The sequence below is a fragment of the Pseudobdellovibrionaceae bacterium genome, from assembly GCA_020635075.1.
In the GTDB taxonomy this organism is placed as follows: Bacteria; Bdellovibrionota; Bdellovibrionia; order Bdellovibrionales; family UBA1609; genus JADZEO01.
The window spans coordinates 69494-86876 of sequence record JACKAM010000001.1 but is presented as its reverse complement, the minus strand read 5'-3'; the positions used below and the strand labels follow the sequence as shown (position 1 = coordinate 86876).

Below are 17383 nucleotides of genomic sequence, written 5' to 3'. Positions count from 1 at the left end.
TCGAAGTTTAGTTCTGAATATTCGTGAGACAATGCTTTCCATGGGCCCTGAAAGTAAATTCGGGGCCCCAGTTAGGGGCAAAAACTACAGGGAAGGCGTGGGTACACAAAGTGGGGAAAAAATGAAAACGGAATACCTTTTAAAATATTATCTTTTGCTGATTCTAGCTCTTACCCTAGGGTGCGAGTCCAACTTTCAGGGGTATGGCCCTGAAGGCACCATCGGGACAAATTCTTCCAACAATTCGGACAATCTTAATCCCGGCATCACCAATCAGGCACCGAAGATTTCCTGTCGCCTCACCAATCTCAACAACACCCTGCAGATCCGCAATGTTGATACGATTGGTGAGAAAGACACCTTTTTTGACGGTTACCCAACCGAGGGCGATACCATCTCTGTGGATTGCAGTGGCACCGCCGATGAAAACGCCAGCACTCTGGTATTCTCCATCGACACTGATTATGACTCCGAAGATCCTGACTGGAAACCTCTGGCTGGCAGCATTGTTCTTGGCCCTGGGCGCTCTTCAATGGCGATTAAGGCCGTTGACGAGGGTGGCCTGGTGACAATTAAAACCTTTAATGTAGATGCTCAATGTGAAAGTGGCGAGCGACCCGTCGTCGACCCGACGAAGGTCACTATTTCAACAGCCGGCAAGCACAATTACTACAACTTCTCGGCAGCTGGAGCCGTCACCGGCGGCAGCGACTTCCAATACGCCTGGGATTTTAATGGTGATGGCGTCTTTGACCCTTTTCCGTTAAAAGCGACCAATGGCAAAATTTGGATCAACTCCCCATCTGCCTCAAACGTGTACAGTATCTTCGCCTCGGCAGGGAACCACCGTAGACAGGCCTTTTTAAGGGTTCGCAATGGGTGTAACCTGGAGTCCCTAACGGCCTTCATCGAGATGCCTGACGAGATTCCCAATATCGCACGAACTCCCGAATCTCAGGCGGAAAAGAAACCCTATTACTACCTGCAGGCGGACATCAACCGTCTTGGAACCCAGCCTTCGGCCATTGCCATTAACCAGAGAACCAACGGACCCTATCTTGCGACCTGGTACCCGGGGGACAACCCAAAAAGGGTGCTCTGCTCCTATGACTTTAAGAAGGTGGCGAACAAGGCTCGCTTCACCATTCAAGGTTTGAACTGGTACCAAGGTGGGAATGCCATTGATTATGCCAACGAGTTTATTCATGGCATGGAAATCGGCATTGCCAATATTCCGGATAATGGCGGCTCAGCTCCCCAGACCTATACCAGCGGCGACCACGGGGTTCTACTTAACAAGGCACTCTATAAGGTCTCGGCAGGAGATGATGGCATCGTCAAAGAAAACTACAACCGAATCGATACGGCCTGCTCAGTGGAAATTACAGTTGAGCGCGGCCAGGCTGTCACTCCCTGTACGACCAATACGGGACAGGTGGAGTTCACTCCATCTTCTGCAACCGTGATCTATGGTGAATTCAATTGTCCAAGCTTGACCAATTCCCTCACCGGTACGGCGGTGGGTGCGAATAATGGCAAGTTTTTCTGTGAAGTTGCCCCGCAAAACCAGTGCATCGGAGGTGGTGGTGGCGGTGGCGGAGGCGGCGGGATCCCCCCCGTGCCTCAGTAGAGGAAAGATGGATTGACACATCTGGCTATTGTCGATGGTTCAGATGCTGCGTGGAAATCTTTCAAGAGCCCTGCCTGATGGCGGGGCTCTTTTTGTCTATAGCGCCATCTAAGCCACTTGGACGTGGTTCCAAATTGGTATCCCATTTGCTTCTTATGGCGGCCATAAACCGGGGTTAACCAATTTTTAGGGAGTCGAAGATGGGTCTGCGTTGGGTGAAATGTTCTATTTTAGGTCTGTTGATGGGTTTAGCCAGTGTTCAGTCAGGAGCTGAAGAAACCCCTGAAGCCAAGGTCCTGGCCCTTGCCAATGGCCTGGCCTCTATATCTTCTTCGACAGATGCTCCCGAAGTCCTTCATGGGCGCCTGTGCCAAATGATTCGTACAAACATGGATATTGAAGGCATTGGTAACACCCTTCTGGGTGCCTTCCGCAAAAACGCTCCAACTGACAGTCTTGAGGCCTTTTACGCCATTATCCCCCAATCTGTGGTTCAGAGCTTTCGTTCCATTTATGAGCTCAAAAACTTTACCACTGAAATCAAACGAATCTTTGAGGATGAGAAATCAGTCGACGTGCACACGGTCTTGCAAGCCAGCATTCCTTACAACGTGATCTTTACCCTGGTGCCGGCAGAATCCGGCGGATTTCTGGTCCGCAATGCGACGATTGAAGGCCTTAGTATGTTGCTGAGCCGACGATCTAACGTCCAACATGATCTGCGTCGCCTAAGAAGAGCTGGCTCCAAAGATCCCGTAGCGGATTTGGCAGTGGAAATGGCCGAGAAATCCACTCCCTGCCCTTGATTGACTTCAATATCAGGCGGCCGTTATGATTTTCTTATGGCCGCCGATGAACTCACCACCACGCGAAAAGCTCTCACTATTAATCTGAATGACTCCATTTACGGTGCTTTTGCTGAAATCGGCGCCGGACAGGAAGTGGCTCGGCATTTTTTTAAGGCTGGTAGGGCCTCTCATACCATTGCCAAAACCATGTCGGCCTACGACATGACCATCAGCGATGAGATCTATGGCAAGGCGGGACGATACGTCTGTGAAGAACGCCTGCTAAAGATGCTCGAGCATGAGTTTGATTTACTAGAGGGCCGTCTGCGGGAACAAAGGGGGCATGAGACCTGCTTTTTCGCTTTCGCCGACACCGTCGCCACCAGCAGTCAGCAAGACGGTCCCCGTTGTCACGGTTGGATGGGGGTTCGCTTTCAAATCCGCCCGGGTGGTCCGACGAACGACGTTGTTTTGCATGTCAATATGCTGGATCAGATGCGCCTGGACCAACAGACCGCTTTGGGCATTCTAGGGGTTAATCTCATCTATGCGGCTTTTAACCAATTGGATGGTCCCTCCCGCTTTGTTGGCGAACTCGCTGACAACCTTGGCTCTCACCGCATGGAAATTGACCTGCTCAAGTTTTCAGGACCGGATCTTGAGCATGTGGACAACCGACTCGTAGGCATCGAGTTAGTTGAACAAGGACTCTCTAAGGCAGTCCTGTTTGGCCCTCAAGGTGAGGTTTTGCAGGCGGCCGACTCCCTTTACCAAAAGCCCTTGGTTGTGCAAAGAGGCACGTTCCGCCCGGTGACCAAAATCAACGTGGAAATCCTTAATCGCGGCGTGAGCCAAGTCCACCTGTTGGGCGACCTTCAAGGGCAGGAACCAATGCCGATTATGGAGATCTCCCTAAAGAGCCTATTGTCGAAAGGGGGCGAAGTCGACCGCCAGGATTTTCTCAATCGCATCGAAACCCTCACACTGCTTGGTTACCCGGTCTTAATCTCCCGTTACCCCATGTTTTATGAACTTAAGAGATTCCTACGCAGCTGCACCCAAAACGTGATTGGATTCGTGATTGGCGCCTCCCATGTGGAGAAAATCTTCCACCCCGAATTCTACTCTTCCCTCTCGGGAGGACTCATGGAGGGGATGGGACGCCTGTTTGATGAAAAGACTGGTTTTTTGGTGTACCCGTTTAAATCTGATACTCTTTGTCTGACGGCTGGTGCCTTTCATCCTTCTCCCCAGTACTTCCATTTGTTTTGTCACCTTACCGATAATGGCCGAATCATTGATATGGCTGGTTGTGATGATATCGATACCAGCATTCACTCCGAGCAAGTTCGCCAATCCATGGAAGACGGCGATCCGAGCTGGAAAAACCTTGTCCCAAATCAAGTCGCCCAGTTGATTGAAACCAAAAAGATGTTTCAAGTTTAAACAAATAGCACCGACCAATCTCTGTGCATGCGGACTGCGGCACACGCGTCTCGCGCTATCTAGTGTCTACATTTTGAGACGGCAAGATCACCCCGGGGCGTTATCGACACTCTTGATTTGACTGACTTTTTCCTCACCTCTGTCTCTCTAATTGACACGTTTCAAGTCGGGACCTCGTTTTGGTACGTCAACTCCACTCTACACTGTCATCAAACTATACAAGCGAGCCATCGGTGATTTCGAGATGAGGTGATTTTGCTGTGGCCCTACCTTTGCAAAAGTGATCAGTGGGGGTTTGGTAAATTTTATGGGGAAATTACTGGGGCGTCTTAATGTTATTGTCGTGGTTTGGATGTGGCTTAGCAGCTGCTCCGATCCTCGTTTGGTGGCAGGGCCTAAGCCCATCCCCCAAAAGACCACGGCCGTCTATATTAAGAACTACTGCCCGACCGATGGATACCGGTTCACTGAGATCTTCTCCTTTAATTCATCAAGCCAGCTAAAAATCGAAGCCTACGAGCACTTGTATTACCACATCTCTGACTATGATCGTGACGGCTTAAGCGATGAATTTGAAAAGGAACAAGACGTGATTGACACCTTTAACATAGGCTGGGGACTCTGGGACACCAACGGTGACGGGTACTCTGACTTCTTGATGTATGCCATTGGCTACGACAAGGACAATCAGGTCCGGTTGAGCTCCTGTGCACAGGCCACACAAGACACCGATGATGATGGTCTGCCTGATTGCGCTGAGGATGTTCTGCGCACTGATTACACCAAGCCGGATTCGGACAATGATGGTGTTCCTGATGGCATCGAGTATCGATTTGGAACAAATCCAAGCGACCCCATGGATGTCATCACTGACTACGATCAGGACGGTCTCACTGTGATGCAGGAGCTGAAGGCCAACCTTCCCCATCGCTTCACCAATAATGAGCTGATCAATTCTAAAGCATATAAATATGATGTGGAAACGTTCTATAATGGAAGTCAGGACTGCTACAACGTTCGTATCTCCAATATTCCTGTTATGGACGTTTCAAACGGAAACCTCATCCACGTGATGGCTGTTGAAAACAACACCATTCCTGGCCAAGGGGATATCACCAGGATCTCGACTTTGAAGGTCCTCATCCCCCGTGGCATTCAGGACAAATCACGTGCTGTGATTGACAATGGCATCCAAGGTCAAGTGGTCGATGGCGTGAATATTCCGCTTGTCCTTGAAGACGATACAGAGGAGCCCATATGAGAATCCAAGGATTGGTCGTAATTATTCTTGGCCTTCTGCTACTAAACGGTGTCTTCGGGCAAGCTTGTAGCGATGTCCGCCTCAAAGAAGGCGAGTACATGCTCTACAAAGCCACTCAGATCGGGGTGGATCTTTGCACCACCAAGTCTGACACTATTCGTAGTAATCTGAAGTTCATCTTCGTCTTAGACCGCTCAGGCTCCAACCAGGTTCGCTACGCTCCGGACAACACTGCACTGCCTGGCACGGACCCTAACGGAATTCGCCGATTTGACGCTATCATTCAGTTCGTTCAGCAGTTTCAATCTGACCCTTATGTTTACTGGTCCATGGTGAGCTTTGCCAACCAGGTGCTTGGTAATCCCAACTTTCAGGACTTCACCAACGATAAAGCTGCCTTCATGAACTTTGTGGTCAACCAGAAAAACCGCACACAGCAGATCGACGGTGGCTGGACCAACTATATGAGTGCTTTGGATCAAGTAACTGACATGATCCGCCGGGATATCGCTGCGGCAAAAACCCAAGACCCAGTGATCAGCTCTAACTATGTGCTGTTCTTCGTGAGTGACGGTGAGCCAATTGTTAACGGTAACACCCAGGCATCTGATGCCATTCTCAACCGCATCCGCGCTATTGCAGCTATGGAAGAGGAAGAGAAAAAGTTGGTCGAGGGCATACAAGTCAATACGGCTTACTACTTTGAAGAACCTGCCAGTGCCGCCGCTCGAACTCTACTCAACAATATGTCACTTGAAGGCAATGGAGACTTCCTTGAGTTTGCAGCCGGACAAACAATTGACTTTAGCCGCTTTGCCATTCCACTGCGTATCTCCAAATTTGATGTAAAGGAGATATGGGTCACCAATGTCAATACGGTCTGGCATGACAATATTCTCCAGGAGGATTCTGACCGAGACGGCTTGGCCGATGAGTTTGAGTTGATCTTAGGATCAGATCCGAACAAGTACGATTCGGATGGCAATGAGGTCGGCGATGGTGTGGAGTATCGGATTTCCGGGGGCGTGAGCCCATGTAAGAATGCGGATTGCAGCCCAGTGGGAGCTGATCCCTACACCACCTGTCGCTCACTTGAACTGCCGTCGCCTTCAGCTACTAAATATGACGACAGGGATAACGACTTCCTGAACGACTGTGAAGAGAAACTTTTGGATACTGACTATGAAGAGCCAGACACCAACTATGACTATATTCCTGACGACCTGGCATTTAAAAACGGCGTCAAAATGAACGAATCGTCCAATGCCGGCTATTTGGACCCGGACTATGATGGCATCAATGACTATCAGGAATTGAAGTACAACACTCCAGCCCGGATTCACAACGACAACGTACCTGGGCATAAGAGATTGATCTATCAGGGTGGGCTCGTGAGTTCTACACCAGACCAAGACTGCTATCACTTCAATGTTTCTGATATGGTCACACGAACCAACTGGGACACCATCCGCATTTACATCATGGAGAACACCAAGACGCTGGACGAAAAACGAATTATGAGAACCGCTGAGAAGCAAATGGTGGGTGGCGCTGTCTACTTCACCGATGCAGACTTTAAGTAATCGAGGTGGTTCTGTTTTAGATTGACCCAACCAAACCAACCCAACCAAACCAACCAAACCCGGCCTCCAGAAATCTCTGGAGGCTTTTTTTTGGATCAAAAGGTACCAGAAGAAACCCGGCACCTCTAAGGATGCCCAGCCCAACAGGCCCAGGGGAAAAGGGGCTGTTCGTCTGATTGACAGTTCTTTGGGAATTGCGTCTCACCTTGAGAAAGCGGAGAAAGTTCGCGACCTTGTAGAGCAAATGAGAGAGGCCTGTGTCTCGAAATTGACTATTATTCCGACAGAATTGTCCTCTTCTAAAAATGAGATCGATCAGAAAACTAGACACTGTCAGCAAACTCGACGCTCGAAATCGAAGGTATTGCTCACCGCCGGTTTTCCTTATGGCCCTCCCTTTGCACATCTTATCTGTGGGTATTTTAAAGGGCCAGGAGGCCCGATTGGGGGAACAGTGAAAAACCGTACGCTTCTATTCATATGTATGCTGGCCGCCGCTCTCGCAACAGGATGCGACTCGAGCTTCAAGTCTTCCAACTTGAATGGGAGCAGTGGCAACTCATCTAATAATAATGACAATCTGGATCCAGGTATTACCAACCAGGCTCCTAAGATTAGTTGTCAACTCACCAACATGGCTAATTCTTCGCAAGTGCGAACAGTTGACACCATCGGCGAGAAGGACACCTTCTTCAACGGATATCCGACTGAAGGTGATACACTCTCTGTTGATTGCTCTGGTACTTCAGACGAAAATGCTTCGTCGGTGAAGTTCTCAATCGACACCGATTACGATCCAGAAAATCCAGACTGGCAAGCCCTCTCGGGTAGCATTGTACTGGAAGCTGGTCGCAAGCCCATGGCCATTAAGGCTGACGACGAAGACGGTCTATCGACGATTAAGACCTTCGCCGTTGACTCACAATGTGCCAACGGAGCGACTCCTGTGATCGATCCGGCCGATGTGAGCATCAGCACAGCTGGTAAGCACAACTTCTATAATTTCTCGGCAGCAGGTGCTGTAACTGGCGGAAGTGACTTCCAATATGCCTGGGACTTTAACGGTGATGGCGTGTTTGATCCCTTCCCGATGACAGACACCAACAACTCGATCTGGATGGACGCCGCCACCGCATCTAATGTATATAGCATCTTTGCTTCAGCTGGCTCACACACCAGAATGGCCTTCTTACGGGTTCGTAACGGATGTAACCTTGAGTCCAATACGGCTCTGATCGAAATGCCAGACGAAATGGCGAACATTGCACGCAATGCTTCGGCCCAAGCTGAGAAGAAGCCTTACTACTACTTGCAGTCGGACATTGACCTGCTGGGAACTGAGCCTTCAGCTCTGTCTCTTAATCAGCGTACCAATGGCCCTTACCTGGCCACTCAGTACCCTGGAGACAATCCTAAGCGTGTGATCTGTACTTATGACTTTAAGAAAGTGGCTTCTAAAGCTCGCTTTACAATCCAAGGTTTGAACTGGTACCAAGGCGGGTCACGCATCGACTACGCCAACGAGTTCATCCATGGAATGGAGATAAAAATTGCCAACATCCCTGACAATGGCGGACAGGCAACTCAGACCTACAACAGCAGCTCCGACGGCGTTAGCCTCAACAACGGCCTCTACAAAGTGTCTGCTGGGGATGATGGTATTGTAAAAGAGAACTACAATCGCCTCGACCAAGCTTGTACGGTGGAAATCACCATCGAGCGCGGCCAAGCGGTTGTACCTTGTAGCACAAACACAGATCGAGTGGAGTTCAAGCCTGCTGCAGCCACAGTGCTGTACGGCGAGTTCAACTGCCCGAGTCTGACCAACACAGCAACTGGCTCAGCTGTAGCTGCCAACAATGGTAAGTTCTTCTGTGAAGTTGCTCCGCAAGACCAATGTATTGGTGGCGGCGGCGGTGGTGGCGGAGGTATCCCTCCTACTCCACAATGATGTGTTGATCGAGTGGTAATTTGATTTCTCAACCCAAGCAACTCATCTTACCCAACCCAAATCACACCGGAGGAAACTCTTAGCGTTGACAGTCCCTTCTCACCGGAAGGGACTTTTTTTTGCCTTCTCACTCTAGAGTTCTAGTGCAGATTTGATGATGTTAAAGATTTGGGTGTTCTCCATCACACCGTGAACCTGCTCCGCGCCTGGGCCACGCGCGTAGAGGTCCACATCCGCAGCGGTGTGGCTGGTCTTGAGGTTGAGAGGGCTGATGCCCTCTGGCCACGTGTCCCGGTCGGTGGACATACGCGCCACCTTGTACTCAGGTCCTCTATAACTTCCCGAGCCTTTGGAACTGTGGATTTCCATCTTTTGATTCCAGATGCCCTCGTCAGGAACAGGTCCGTTGACCGCCAAGCCACCTGTATCATGATCTGCGGTGAAAAGAATCAGAGTCTCCTCTAACAGTCCCTTTTTCTTAAGCACCTCAATGGCCTTCTCCACTGCTAGATTGAGTTCATAGGTGGCGTGGAGGGCGGCGGGAATTTTGCGCAAATGAAGAGTCTGATCCACCTCTTCGTTTTCGATCATGAGAAAAAATCCACCTTCGGCTTGAAGGCAATCAATGGCTACCTCGGTCAATCGTGGAAGACTCAGCTTGCCCTTACCTTTGGTCACCAGGGCCGAAGGAAGATCCTCGTCAGCAAACACCCCAATGACACGGTTCTTGCGGCACTTTCGCCTGACGCCCGAAAGACCTTTCATCAATTTCAAGGTTTCAGCCAATTCCTTCTGGTGTCGACTCACTTCCAACCAGCCACCACCCATAAGCAAATGCAAGGGGCTCACGGCTAGATCAGAGAAGATCTTAGCGAAATTCTTGCGGTGACTCACGTGTGCGTAGAAGGCGGCCGGAGTGGCATCAAAAACCTCAGTGGTCGTGACCAAACCAGTACGCTTGCCTTTGGCTGCAGCCAATTCCACCAGGGTTGGAATTGGTTCGCCTTGGTGCTGACGAATAGCCTCATCGGTTTCAGCTAGCTGGAAGTCCTTTGGGAGCCTCGTACTGAGAGTCGAATAGGGAACTTTTTGGCCCGTGGCCATGGCCGAGGCTCCCGCCCCCGAGTCGGTGACGATTTTATCCCGACAGTAGGTTTTCACTTTGGCAACGTGGGGAAAGCGATCAATGGGTAAGGATCCCCTCACCCCTTTAAACTGAAGACGGGTCGCCTGAAGCACAGTCGGCCCCATGCCATCGCCAATAAACAGAATTGCATTTTTTGCCTTTGAGATGCCTTCAGCACCGGCGAGACACGAGACAGAAATAAAAAGATAGATTGCCAGTAAGCACTTGGACATTAGAAAAGGTAAGAGACCCAAGCCGCAAAGGTCGGCACAAACATCTCCCCTGAGATCACTCCCTGAAGATAATCATCCACCTCTTTGTCCACCAACTCCTCATTGGCTGGAGTCACAAAGGAGTCAAACGTCACCTCAGTCGAAGAACTAATCGGCTTAATGAGACCTGCCTCCAGAACCAAAAAGAAACTATTGCTCAGTCGTTTGGTGTAGCCCACGTGAGCTGTCAGACTGTGCATGGATGTGCTAATATCAGGTTTGGCCGTCTGAGCAATGCCAAAGAAGTCCCGATCGAGGGACTCTTCAATGGTGTCCATGTCGGTGGATCCGCCCTTACCTGTACTCAAACTGTAACCAAAGTCCACGTAGAGGCCACTCTCCTCACTCCCAAATTCGTATCCTACACGCACATCCATATAGATGTTATTGGCAATTCCCGAGGTCACCAGTTTCGCGGTGTTCTCTCCGTGAATGCCGATTCCTGATGCTAAAGACGAATAGGAATCGGTCAAAAAGGCGGGGGAAAAACCCAAACCGAGAACGCCAAACCAATTCTGTGGGAAGTTGGTTCTCGCCCTCACCTGCATACTCATGGGGAACTCCATTCCCGCCTGAGCTTCGAAGCCTTGGAAAAATTGGGCCTCGGCTGTATTCGTCGCCAACGCGGAAATAAGCCCCATGGCCAGGACAGCCAGAATTCGATTTTGAACCAGCTTCGCCATACTCTCCCCTTTTCCAAATAAAAGAATGCGGATTTGGCCTTCTATCCTCCGTTTAAGTCTACGGAATGGGAGGAAAAAGGTCAGGGAACTCCTGCTCAATCAGGACCTAGGTCAGTTTTCACTCCCCAGGCCCCATAACTTCTATTATCCTTGTTTTTAGGAGAAGGGGGATCCAAGTGCCAAACATTCGCATTCGCCATATTTTGGTCGACCACGAGTACGAAGCTAAGGATATTCTGCGCAAGCTGGAAGAAGGTTCGGAGTTTGGGCAACTTGCGGCCACCTTTTCCAAATGTCCCTCAGGCGAAAAGGGCGGGGATCTGGGCGAAGTCCGCAAGGGACAAATGCTGGAACCCTTTGAGGAAGCCGCCTTTGCCTTAAAGGCCGGTGAAACCAGCGGGCCAGTGCGTACTCGCTTTGGATTTCACATCATCCAGCGGATTTAGCCTGACCCTTAAGACAACCACTCCGCCAAGCATTGCACCATCTGGCCACTGCCCCCGGGTTCGGTCAGCGCCCCTTCTGATCGATCCTGCCAAGCATAGATGTCCAAATGAGCCCAGGGCACATCGCCCACATAGGTTTCTAAAAACAAAGCAGCGGTTACCGCACCACCGTAACCCTCGGTGCAATTCATACGATCACCGAAGGGGGTCGACAAGGCCCGATGATAGGATTGAACAAGGGGCATTCGCCAACACAGATCTCCCCGCTTTTGCGAAGCCCGTTGAATTCCTTCAGCGACGGAGTCATCGTTGGAAAACAGGCCCGCCACTTCCAAGCCAAGACCGGCTTTGATAGCGCCGGTTAAGGTGGACACATCAACAACTACCCGTGGTTTGTCTCCATTTGGCGGATGAACCGCCACATCCAAAGCATCGGCCAAAACCAGCCGTCCCTCAGCATCCGTATTGTGAATCTCCACTAGCTTACCGTTGCGCCCTTTAAGAACATCCCCCGGTCGGAAAGCAGATCCTGACACTGCGTTTTCCGCCAAACTCAAATAAAAATCACAGGGCTTGTTCACCTGACTGAGCACTGCCCACACAGCCAGACCGGCCACGGCCGCCGAACCACCCATATCCTTCTTCATCAATCTCATGGCGGATGCTGGCTTGAGATCCAAGCCCCCTGAGTCAAAGGTGATTCCTTTCCCGACGAAGGCATAGGGTTTCACTCGGCCTTTTTTGCTACCACCGCTGGGGCGGTAGCTGACATGGACCAGGCAAGGTCCGAACTCGGCACCCTTACCTACTCCCTCCAGCAATCCCATCTTTTCCTTCTGCAGACGAGGCTCATCCCACACTTCAACTTTGACGTTCTTTTCACCGCGAAACACTTCAATCATGGCTTGAGCATAAGATTCCGGATGAAGCCAGTTGGCAGGAAGATTAACCAAGTGGCGAGCGAGGTTGATAGCTGCCGCCATATGCCCAGCCTTTTCGACTAATTTGGTCGTTACCTTTCCCTTTTTTCGCGTCAATGCAAGCGGCTTTCCCGCCTGACTCCAACGGCCGTTCACCACATGTTGAAAGCGATAAGTGGCCACTTCCAGACCAGTCAAAAGGCCGAGAGCTATCTCCTCTTCCCAATCCACAAAATCAATGTGCAAGCCCTTCACTTTCTGATCTTGAACAAGAGTAGATACCAATCCGGCCAGATCCCGGGCTTGAGTGTAGACTGAGGTTTCCAAATAACCTTGGTGGTTAGGGCTCTTCTTCGGGAGAGTGGGAATCTGCAGGAGCCACAACGGACCATCAGCCGTTGTGTACCGAAGAACCGTAGCCTCATTCCCCTCCAGGTCCTTTAGATCCCATGGGGAGAGAACATCCATAAGGTCTTTCTTAAGTGCAGCAAGTTGGATCCCATGACAAACAATGACCTTTGCCCAGCCCCCGGGACTTTTGGGAGCCGCCAAGTTGGCCTGAGCCACCCAGGACTTCTTAATTTCAACCAGACCTTTCACCCAATCCGGGTTTAAGGGATCCATTGTCGATTTGCGTTTTCCTGCTTTTTTGGTCATGCGCCTGCCTCCGAGATCCCTTTTTATGTCACAGGCTCCCGTCCTCGACAACAAAACCCTCAACATCAGTGACCCTTTTGTTTAGACTTTCTTTATGTCTCTCCTGTCTAGCGCATCGCTTCGTTTTATGCAGCTCAACGCAGAGAATCTCTTTGTGTTTATGGACCGCTACAAGGGACAAAACCTTGAAGGCATGACTGAAGAGGAATGGCAAAAGTGCTCCACCGCTCCCACCGCCAACAAAAGCCTGCGCAAAATCTGGAGTCTGGTCGAAACAATCAAAGAAGTGTCCCCCGACATTGTCATGCTCAATGAAGTTGGCGGAGAAGAGTCTTTAAAAAACTTCAACCACCACTTCCTTGGCGGCCAATTCCGGCCAATGATTATTGAAGGTAATTCCGACCGGGGGATCGACCTTGCCTATTTGGTAAAGGAAGATCCGGAAGTCCAATATCTCCTCATCTCCCACAAAAACCGGCCTATTGATTTCCTCTATGAGCATGAAAGGGAACATAGCAGCCGCACGAGCCATTACTTCTCCCGAGACGTTTTGGAGTTACGGATATTCAAAAAGGGTGAGGGTTCTCCGCGTCTCATTTGTCTTTTGGTGCATCTTAAATCCAAATTGGACCCAGATGGTTGGGATCCCCAGGGGCGGGGGCGACGAGAAGCTGAGCTCAAAACCTTGGTGAAGATTTACAGCGAAATCCAAAGGGAAATGGATGGCAAAGTTCCCATCATCATAGGCGGAGATTTTAATGGTATCGCTCACAAACAGGCCTGTGAAACCGAGTTTGCCTCCATCTACGCAGACTCAGACCTTCAGGAACTCTTTGACGTCTCAGCAAAGGAAGTCACTGAGGAGGATCGAACCACCCAGCTGCAATTCTTCCGCGATGGCAGCGTGCGCCTTCTGCAATTGGATTACTTTTTTCTCTCCCCCCAGCTGCACTCAGCTATCCAGCCCGAGGAGTCACTGGTGTATCGCTACAAAGGGGATATGGGGATGACTCTTCCTCTGCCAACCAACCTGGAGCAAAGGGGGGGGCTGCCCTCGGACCACTATCCCATAGTCGCCACCTTAGCCAATCCTCTGAACCGGCAATGGAAATAAAAAACCCGCTGAGGACAGCGGGTTTTTCTTCAACTTCAAATTCAATGACCAACTACTTGGTGGACTTTTCCTTGTCCTTGTCAGCCTGAGCCTTCTGGGCCTTTTCCATTTCCGCTTCCATCTTTTTCTTGTGCGCTTCAGCTGTGGAAATATCCATGAGCTCCACATCAAACACTAGAACAGAGTTAGCTGGGATTCCAGGGCGAGCTCTTTCACCATAAGCCAGATCCGGCGGAATGTACAGCTTCCACTTGGCGCCCTTTTTCATCAGCTTCAGAGCCTCCTGCCAACCAGGAATCACACCACCAACAGGGAAGGTTGCAGGTTGACCACGGCCATAAGAACTATCGAATTCCTTACCGTCGATCAAAGTGCCTTTGTAATGAACTGTTACAACACTGTCCTCTTTGGGATTGGGGCCGTCACCTTCCGACTCCACTTTGTATTGAAGACCAGTTTCAGTGGTTTTCACACCCTCTTTATCTTTATTCGCTGCCAAATAGTCATCGCCAGCCTTTTTGTTTTCAACCGCTGAGGCTTGCTCTTTCTCCTTGCGCTTTTCATACATGGTCTTCATCGCCAACTGCATTTCTTCTTCAGTCAGGCGGGTCTTCTTATCTTTCATCACATCTTCAATCGCCATGGCCAAAGCCTTGGAGTTGATTTCGACCTGCTGATCTTTCATGTTCTTAGCGAATTGGTAGCCAATAGCGTATGAATACTTGGACTCGTCTGAGTTCAGTGAACCTCCGCCCATCTGATCACAAGAAAAAAGCCCAACCACTAACAGGGCACAGCCCCAGACTTTGAAATGCTTCATCATTTCTCCTTAATTTTGGTCATCCGGCCTAGCCGTTTGAGCCACTTTACTCAGGTGCCGTGAAGGGGTCAATCAGGCCCTGCTGCCATCCACATTGCTGTGCGCCATTTTGCCCAAGCCCGAGATATTCACAGCCTCGCCTGTCTGCACCTTCCACAACGAGGAATAAATTCCATTCCGCTGAAGAAGTTCTTCATGGGTTCCGCTCTCAGAGATCACCCCGCCATCGAGGACATAGATGCAATCGGCACTGCGGATGGTGGACAAGCGATGGGCCACCACCAAAGTGGTGCGATTTACTGTCACTCTCTCCAAGGATCGTTGGATGGCGGCTTCGGTCTCGTTGTCCACGCTTGATGTGGCTTCATCAAGAACCAGTATGGGAGGATCTTTGAGAACCGCCCGAGCAATCGCCACCCGCTGCTTCTGCCCGCCACTGAGCTTTTGTCCCCGCTCGCCGACAAGGGTGTCCAATCCGCTGGGCAGACGGTCAATAAACTCCATGGCCTCGGCCGTCTGAGCCGCCTTGAGGATCTGCTCCTCGTCGGCGTCAAAGCCGCCATAGCCGATATTGTCGCCAACGCTGCCGTGAAAGAGGTAAACATCTTGGCTGACCAAGCCAACGCCCTGACGCAAGGATTGAAGATTCCACTTCGGCAAAGGCACTCCGTCCACCAGGATCTCTCCTGATTGAGCCTCATAAAAACGCAACAAGAGTTTTAAGATGGTGCTTTTGCCACTCCCTGTCGCTCCAACAATGGCGACTGTTTGTCCAGCCTTTACCTTAAAGCTCAAGCCATTTAAGACCGGTAGTCCTTGCCGATAACCGAAGTGAACATCTTTGAATTCCACCTCGCCGCGAATCCTGTCTGGTCGATGATGACCGTCGCCAATCCGTGCCGGCCGGTCCATAAGGCCAAAAATCCGACGAATGGAAGCCATGGCCCGCTGATATTGATCAAAGGTCTGTCCTAGTCGGGTCAAGGGCCACAAAAGCCTCTGAGTGATGAAGACCAACACGCTATAGACTCCGACTTCAAGCTGCCCCTGAAACACCAACCAGCCTCCCATCACCAGAGTCGCCACAAAGCCGATTACCACAGCCATGCGAATGAGAGGGGCAAATGCCGAGCTCAGGCGAATGGCTTGGTGGTTGGCCTGGGAGTAATCAAGACTCTCCCGCTCAATGCGCTGAACTTCGTGCCCTTCCGCTGTATAGCTCTTAATCGTGGCAATACCCGATATATTATTGGCCAGTGTTCCATTGAGAACATCCACCGCTTCTCGAACCTTTTGATAGCGAGGAGCCAACCTCTTTTGAAACAAAAAAGAGCCGAATAAAATAATGGGGATTGGTGAAAAAGAAAACAGCGCCACTTGTGGCGCCCAGTAGAAAAAGGCGGCACCAATACAAACCACCGTCGTTCCAACCTGCAGGATCTCATTGGCCCCACCATCAAGAAAGCGTTCCAGCTGGTTCACGTCATCATTAAGGACCGACATGAGACCGCCGGTTGAACGGTCCTCAAAATAGACCATGTCCAAGTTTTGCATACGACTATAGGCATCGACTCTAAGATCATGTTGCAGGTGCTGGGCGAGGAAGCGCCAATAAATCGAGTGTGCGTATTCAAACACCGATTCTGCTCCCCATATCACAACTGTCAGACCAGCCAGCACCCAGAGCTGAGTCATCAAATCCCCTATCCCCAACACGGCTAGTGCCGAAGCCTCTCGCTTAACCACCACGTCCACGGCCAGGCCAATCAAAAAGGGTGGCGCCAAATCAAAGATTTTGTTGAGGATAGAAAAACTCGAAGCCAGGTATATTCGAACTCTGTAGGCAGTAGCATACTGAAAGAGCCGCTTCAGCGGATGCATGAGATCTCCCGGTAAAGACAAGCCCCATGTGTAAAAGGCCATCTCCCTGCTGGCAACTCAATTTCCGACAAATCCGGTGCCATTCATGGTATTAGCCCCAGCTCCAACCGGCAGTCAGTCAACGCTAGACTCTGCTCAGAGTCTCCCGCCACTCCTGAAGGGTCTCCCTGCCCGAGCCAGGCTTAAACATCCTCCCCTTCCGGTGAAGGGATTCCCCTTCGCGGATGATGTCCTCTTCAATGAAAAAAGTCAGCCCTTCAAATGCCGGATCACTGTAGTGAAAACTGTAGCGAATGTAGTGATCGTCACCTACCATGCCGTTGCCAATCACCACTCCATCCTTGTCGACAAAGTGAAAGGACGACCCATGGGTTGGATAGACGATCTGCCACTCAGAGTCCGAAATAACTGTACCATCCTTAAGCTTCTGCAATCTGGTGATGCGACCACTTTCTTCGATCGTCAACCAAAGATCATAAGGGAAGGGACCCGACTCAGACTTGGTGCATAGGCCCTCACCAAAGTAAATTCCAGACTCAAAATGCTGGATGACCGGTTGCTCTGGGCGATGGCTCGCCGTCAACTGAGCGGCCTTCCCAGGAGGTAAATTCAGACGACCAATAAGGTGCTCAGCCATGGAAAGACTAATGGCTCGTTTGTTGTTGAGTATCTTTGACAGCAGGGATGAGTCCACCTGGAGGGCGGCAGCAAAAGCTCTAAGGGAATACCTTGGATTCTTACTAATACGTCGGTCCAACTCCTCCTGTAGGAGTTGCCTGAATTCATCATGACTCTCTTTTTCCAC

14 protein-coding genes are annotated in these 17383 nt (G+C 50.6%); 8 read left to right on the top strand and 6 right to left on the bottom strand.

Going from position 1 to position 17383, the window contains the following annotated elements; all coding sequences use genetic code 11:
- Positions 1–121 precede the first annotated feature (121 nt).
- From H6624_00400 to H6624_00375, 6 genes are all read left to right on the top strand, one after another.
- Entirely contained in the window at positions 122–1630 is a 1509-nt protein-coding gene (locus tag H6624_00400) for a hypothetical protein (GenBank protein MCB9082767.1), read from the top strand.
- A 200-nt stretch (positions 1631–1830) separates the two neighbouring features.
- Complete coding sequence (locus tag H6624_00395) at positions 1831–2436, top strand: ABC transporter substrate-binding protein (protein MCB9082766.1); 606 nt, start codon at positions 1831–1833, stop codon at positions 2434–2436.
- 36 nt (positions 2437–2472) lie between these two features.
- On the top strand, positions 2473–3864 hold the full coding sequence (locus H6624_00390) for a hypothetical protein (protein MCB9082765.1): 1392 nt from the start codon (positions 2473–2475) through the stop codon (positions 3862–3864).
- Positions 3865–4171: 307 nt separating this feature from the next.
- On the top strand, positions 4172–5125 hold the full coding sequence (locus H6624_00385; GenBank protein ID MCB9082764.1) for a hypothetical protein: 954 nt from the start codon (positions 4172–4174) through the stop codon (positions 5123–5125).
- Positions 5122–6708: a VWA domain-containing protein gene (locus H6624_00380; protein ID MCB9082763.1), complete on the top strand. Its 1587-nt coding sequence runs from the start codon at positions 5122–5124 to the stop codon at positions 6706–6708. The genes H6624_00385 and H6624_00380 overlap by 4 nt, the downstream gene beginning before the upstream one ends.
- Positions 6709–7162: 454 nt before the next feature.
- Positions 7163–8659 carry a hypothetical protein gene (locus H6624_00375; GenBank protein MCB9082762.1) on the top strand — a complete coding sequence of 499 codons (1497 nt, stop codon included), beginning with the start codon at positions 7163–7165 and terminating at the stop codon, positions 8657–8659.
- Between the two features lie 132 nt (positions 8660–8791).
- On the opposite strand, the gene H6624_00370 is transcribed toward H6624_00375, so the two are convergent.
- Both H6624_00370 and H6624_00365 read right to left on the bottom strand, forming a co-directional pair.
- Positions 8792–10018 (bottom strand): alkaline phosphatase, encoded by a 1227-nt coding sequence (locus tag H6624_00370; protein MCB9082761.1) that lies wholly within the window; start codon positions 10016–10018, stop codon positions 8792–8794.
- Positions 10018–10740 carry a hypothetical protein gene (locus H6624_00365; protein ID MCB9082760.1) on the bottom strand — a complete coding sequence of 241 codons (723 nt, stop codon included), beginning with the start codon at positions 10738–10740 and terminating at the stop codon, positions 10018–10020. The genes H6624_00370 and H6624_00365 overlap by 1 nt, the downstream gene beginning before the upstream one ends.
- A 185-nt stretch (positions 10741–10925) precedes the next feature.
- On the opposite strand from H6624_00365, the gene H6624_00360 reads away from it, so the two are divergent.
- On the top strand, positions 10926–11186 hold the full coding sequence (locus tag H6624_00360; protein MCB9082759.1) for a peptidylprolyl isomerase: 261 nt from the start codon (positions 10926–10928) through the stop codon (positions 11184–11186).
- A gap of 8 nt (positions 11187–11194) precedes the next feature.
- Here H6624_00360 and H6624_00355 read toward each other — a convergent pair whose 3' ends face one another.
- On the bottom strand, positions 11195–12763 hold the full coding sequence (locus H6624_00355; GenBank protein MCB9082758.1) for a leucyl aminopeptidase family protein: 1569 nt from the start codon (positions 12761–12763) through the stop codon (positions 11195–11197).
- 94 nt (positions 12764–12857) lie between these two features.
- Between H6624_00355 and H6624_00350 the strand changes: the two genes are divergently transcribed.
- Entirely contained in the window at positions 12858–13877 is a 1020-nt protein-coding gene (locus H6624_00350; protein ID MCB9082757.1) for an endonuclease/exonuclease/phosphatase family protein, read from the top strand.
- Positions 13878–13929: 52 nt separating this feature from the next.
- Here the strand turns inward: H6624_00350 and H6624_00345 are convergent, their stop codons facing one another.
- From H6624_00345 to H6624_00335, 3 genes are all read right to left on the bottom strand, one after another.
- Complete coding sequence (locus H6624_00345) at positions 13930–14634, bottom strand: FKBP-type peptidyl-prolyl cis-trans isomerase (GenBank protein MCB9082756.1); 705 nt, start codon at positions 14632–14634, stop codon at positions 13930–13932.
- A gap of 135 nt (positions 14635–14769) precedes the next feature.
- Positions 14770–16620 carry an ABC transporter ATP-binding protein gene (locus H6624_00340; protein ID MCB9082755.1) on the bottom strand — a complete coding sequence of 617 codons (1851 nt, stop codon included), beginning with the start codon at positions 16618–16620 and terminating at the stop codon, positions 14770–14772.
- Between the two features lie 82 nt (positions 16621–16702).
- The gene (locus H6624_00335) at positions 16703–17383 is read right to left on the bottom strand and encodes a helix-turn-helix transcriptional regulator (protein MCB9082754.1); all 681 of its coding nucleotides are present in this window, start codon (positions 17381–17383) and stop codon (positions 16703–16705) included.